General features: G+C 42.2%; 1 protein-coding gene and 2 pseudogenes. 2 read left to right on the top strand and 1 reads right to left on the bottom strand.

What is annotated here, in order from left to right:
* Window positions 1-1,584 (top strand): annotated as a pseudogene (locus tag BGP15_RS01335) (hypothetical protein); the annotation flags it as partial.
* Window positions 1,585-1,642: 58 nt separating this feature from the next.
* On the opposite strand, the gene BGP15_RS01330 reads toward BGP15_RS01335, so the two are convergent.
* Entirely contained in the window at window positions 1,643-2,233 is a 591-nt protein-coding gene (locus BGP15_RS01330; RefSeq protein ID WP_286768502.1) for a DUF416 family protein, read from the bottom strand.
* A gap of 897 nt (window positions 2,234-3,130) precedes the next feature.
* Here BGP15_RS01330 and BGP15_RS01325 point away from each other — a divergent pair.
* Window positions 3,131-3,929: pseudogene (locus tag BGP15_RS01325) on the top strand (hypothetical protein); the annotation flags it as partial.

Genomic DNA, 3,929 nt, shown 5'->3' with positions numbered 1-3,929 from the left:
TTCTATCCTGCCGCTACAATGGAAACAGCGCAGGCTGCTACAGAAAATATTTATTACAGCAATCTGGATGCGACCCGGGTGAACCGGCCATCAGGGTATACCGACACCTTTACTGATCCCAATGACAAGGTAGCCCTGGTAAGAGGGGACGGCAATAAGATCGGCCCGGCGATCCTGTTGAAAGTAACAGCAGGCGACAGGTTCAATATTCAGGGAAGTGCCTGGTGGACCGGCAGCAGCAGTGGAAGCAATACCAGCCCGCTGACCTCGATCGTATCGGCGTTGATCAGCAGTGCGCCGGGAATCAGTGGTGACAAGATCGGCGTTACTGATCTAAGTAGTACGATACTTGATCCGCAGGTCAGTGCATTCTTGTCGGATCAGCCGGCTGTGAGCGGAAAGCCGAAGGCTTATCTGAACTGGGTGCTGTTCGATGAGCAGTTTAAATACGTAGGCAATGGCAACAGCGGGGCAGACGTCGTGGAGGCCAGCGGTATCGTTAAACACTTCAGCAGGCCGGACATGCCGGTGAATCAGAACGGATATCTGTATATTTATACTAGCAACGAAACGAACTACGATGTGTTCTTTGATAATCTGCAGGTGACACATGTAAGAGGGCCGTTGTTGGAGGAGACGCATTATTATCCGTTTGGGTTGACCATGGCCGGGATCAGTTCGAAGGCATTAGAATTCGGAAACCCGGAGAATAAAATTAAATATAATAGCTATGAACAACAGAACAGGGAGTTTTCTGATGGTTCAGGGCTGGAGTGGTACGATTACAAGAACCGTTTTTACGACAACCAAGTTGGCAGGTTCTTTTGCATAGATAGATTAGCTGACAAATTCCCCTACTATACACCATATCAGTTTGCAGGTAATGCTGTTCCAAATGCAATAGATTTAGACGGTTTGGAGCCATTATATGTCATAGATTCTAAAAATCCCCCAAATTATAGAGATCCCGAAACATTGGCCGCTGGATTAAAGATTTCTAAAGATCTTATGATCTTAACTATTACTTTCTTTAACCCAGCCATAGGAGTGTCACTTTTTGTTACAGACAGAACTGGTATACCTTCTCCCGTAATCCCGGCTCCAACCTCTGTAGGATCTACTGTTCTTAGTACCACTGAGTCTGCAGCAATGGAGGGTGAGTCGGCTGTAGTGTCTTTACAACAACGAGCCAAAGATATTCAGGTTCTACAAGATCGGATAGCTCAATCTAAATCAACAACCGCTGTAGGTACTGGCGTAAATGCCGCAGGTGAAGAGGTTACGATGGTTGCATCAAGCAATGCCCGTTTAAACCCAGCGCAAAGAGCTGCACTCACTGCAGATGAGATACCTGTTGGAAATAAAGTTTTGGGTAAAAAGAGTGATGTAAGAATTCATGCCGAGCAAAAGATTGCATTGTACGCAGAACAAAATAACATTAAGGTACAGGGAGTAGCAGCAAGTAGGCCAATTTGTGCTGGTTGTGCTACAGCCATCAACAATAGTGGTGGGGAAGCCCTTAGTCCTTTGAAACAGCAAAAAATTGCAAATGACATATTTACTAAAGGATATACAACAGATTAAAACTCTAGCCTGATTGAAAAATCCCTTAAAATCCTGTAAAATAGGTTAGGCGATTTTTTTAGAACTTAAGGGCGATGGTTTGCTCTACTTGAGCATTTAATAAAGTATTGACATCATCAGAGGTAACAAAGTCAATCTTGCTTAGATATTGAATTATACCAGATTGAAGATTTATTTCTGTTTGCATCAATGGGTCATTGGTAATTTTTTGTTCAAACTGGGGGTCATCATAATCCATATCATCTCGCTCTTGAATATAGAGATCAATGGCATTAATTGGGGATGTAGATATCTCCTCTAACAATTTATCTGTATCATTATTTTTGATAAGACAAACACTCTGGTGAATAGTGCTTCCACTATATAGGGCAAGTGTACCATAAGGTGTTGGGAAATCAGTAGTACTAGGAATGCTATTATAAATAGAGTTTAGCACGCTATCAACCTCGATGAAAAGAGTTTTTTCACGGCCGAAAATGGATCGATAAACTAGATCTATTCCCTTTTTAAACGATTGCAAGTCACCGAAATTCTCCAATTCTATAAAATAAGCGGTATTTGGGAACATTCGTTCACAAGCTAGATATGCAAATGTTAACTGTTTTTTGTGCCCTAATGTTTTGAGTTTACTAATATCAAGTAATGACATCCTTTAATGTTTATTAATTGCAGAGTTTAATAAATCTTCTATGATATGAAATAATGTTTGAAAGTATTTATTCAAAATAAATAGTTCATCAACAACAGTCATATATATGTAGCATTTAGATGTTTCATTTTGTTAAAATTAACTGAATATAATATTAAATGAGCAACCTGCGCCTAAAATCCAAAACTTATGTTCTTTTGCTGCTAATAACGGAGCAACGATTGACCAGATCTTGTTGCGAACTTCGCTGCTCGAAGAGAAACTGGATTTAGCAGTTGACGGTAACTAATGGTTTCTTTCAAGAATTAATTTATAATGAGGGTTACTATATTTAATAGATTTGCTTTTTACGCATACCGTTGGAATGGTTTAGCGTAAATTCTGAATGATCATTTCGTTTGCTTCACCCTCACAGTCTATCGAATTGTAAGTACCCTTTTATCGCAGACAGTTTAAAGCTAGCAAAAAGAGCTTAATTTTAAACACGTCAACATGAAAAAATCACGATTCACCGAGACCCAGATTGTCTCGATTCTCAAGTAGCAGGAATACCTGAACAATCCAGAACTAGCAGGATTATCAGTGAGGCACAATCTGAATCTGTATAATGACACATAGGTAGAGCAGTTTGACAACAGAAGGGCAAACGACTGACGGCAAGTTGTTCGGTTTTGAACTGGGATATGACAAGCTGACCAGCAAAGCCGGAATAATTTTTCTGCTGCGCAGTATAATGGGAATATTGGCGGCATGACCTGGAAAAGCGATGGCGATGATATCCGCCGGAGATATGACTTCAGCTATGACGCAGCCAACCGGCTGCTGAAAGCCGAGTTCAAACAGAACAACAGTGGTACTACCACCTGGAACAAGACCCTTGCTGACTTTACCGTGCAGATGGGCAGCAGCGGCGCCGATGACGGTACGGCCTATGATGCCAACGGTAATATTTTAAAAATGAAACAATGGGGTTTGAAATTGACCGGCCCTACCCAGATTGACAACCTGACCTATACCTACCATGCAGGAGGCAACAGGCTGAAAGCCGTAACAGAATCCGGCACCGGCACCACCGATCACAAATTGGGTGATTTTACGGATAAAAATACATCCGCCACTGATTATGGCTATGACCGCAATGGCAACCTGGTCATAGACCTGAACAAGCAGTTGAAGGGAACGGTAGCGCCAAACACCGATATGCTCAGTGGAGGGGCTATCCTGTATAATCACCTGAACCTGCCAACCCAGATCACGATGCGCAATGATGCCAACACGGCCGATAAGGGAACGATCAGTTATGTCTATGATGGTAGTGGTGTGAAACTAAAAAAGATCACAGTGGAAAATGGGGTGAGTGTGACCTATGGAGGATCACCGGTCACTACCAATATCACCACCACGACCACTTATCTGAACGGAGCAATATTTGAGAGCAAACAATACTCGGACGGGACAGTGAACGCCGGGTTGGGTTATACTGATAAACTACAATTTTTTAGTCATGAAGAAGGCCGGGTGCGGGCAGTGTATGATCTGGTGAACGATGATTCATTAACGGCATTAGAATATGATTATATGATCAAAGACCATCTGGGCAATGTGCGGATGGTCTTGACAGAGCAATTGAAAACAGATTTCTATCCTGCCGCTACAATGGAAACAGCGCAGGCTGCTACAGAAAATATTTATTACA

The sequence above is a fragment of the Sphingobacterium sp. 40-24 genome (genome assembly GCF_001899705.1).
Classification (GTDB): domain Bacteria; phylum Bacteroidota; class Bacteroidia; order Sphingobacteriales; family Sphingobacteriaceae; genus Sphingobacterium; species Sphingobacterium multivorum.
The sequence above is the reverse complement of the archived record's forward strand: the minus strand, read 5'-3'. Positions and strand labels throughout refer to the sequence as shown.

Excerpts from the sequence above, each read along its gene's own strand:
- BGP15_RS01330 (WP_286768502.1), bottom strand. The coding sequence starts at position 2,233 with ATGTCATTACTTGATATTAGTAAACTCAAAACATTAGGGCACAAAAAA.